This window comes from Bartonella sp. AA86SXKL, assembly GCF_042196885.1.
Genome location: NZ_JBHIRE010000338.1, coordinates 1 through 704 on the forward strand (window position 1 = coordinate 1; position 704 = coordinate 704).

The following is a 704-nucleotide window of genomic DNA, read 5'->3' on the forward strand; positions in this document are numbered from 1 at the left end:
TAAATCCTAAGATAAGAAGACACAATGTTATACCGATTAACCAAGGCAAAACGGCACTGCTTATTTTCATGAAACGGGTAAAACTTGCAGGAAGCGTGTTCATTTTATGTGTGTGAAATGTTTCATTCATGAAATTTATAATAGGCAGAGTTTTGTTGTGCAGCAATCATCTTTTATTATTCTGATAAAAGTTTGAGTGTTATAGCTGCAATAAAGGAGCTAAAAAGACTCAAAAGAAGTGAAAAACCGATAAGAAGAGTCAAAGAAGTGAGAAAAGAGACATTTGGGTTTGTTGGAGCTGTAGCAGCGGAAACGCCAAAAATCATGATTGGAATAATCCACGGTAAGATTATGATAAAAATGAGAAGAGTACTATGCAACAATGATGTTGCAAGAGCAGCTCCGATAGCGCCAATAAAAATAATAGCTGGTGTTCCACATAAGAGAGTGAGTATTGTTGTAGAAGTTATTATTGCATCTAAATGGAGCATGAATGCTAAAAAAGGAGTGGCAAAAATAAGAGGAAGCATTGTTCCTACCCAATGGGCAAGGCATTTGGTTAATACGATCAGTGTAAAACTTTGTCTTTGTCCAGAAAGGATGAATTGGTCAAGATTTCCATCATCATGATCGGTTTGAAAAAGCTTATTGAGATTAAGAAGTCCTGCGAGAAGAGCTCCCAGCCATAATATACCTGGACCTAT

Annotated in this window: 1 protein-coding gene and 1 pseudogene; both read right to left on the reverse strand. The window is 36.5% G+C overall.

The genetic code is table 11. From position 1 onward, the window contains the following. Window positions 1-130: pseudogene (locus ACFIO5_RS11880) on the reverse strand (heme transporter HemC); the annotation flags it as partial. A 46-nt stretch (window positions 131-176) separates the two neighbouring features. Then, on the reverse strand, window positions 177-704 hold a 528-nt coding region (locus ACFIO5_RS11885; protein ID WP_375705519.1), incomplete at its 5' end, for a heme exporter protein CcmB.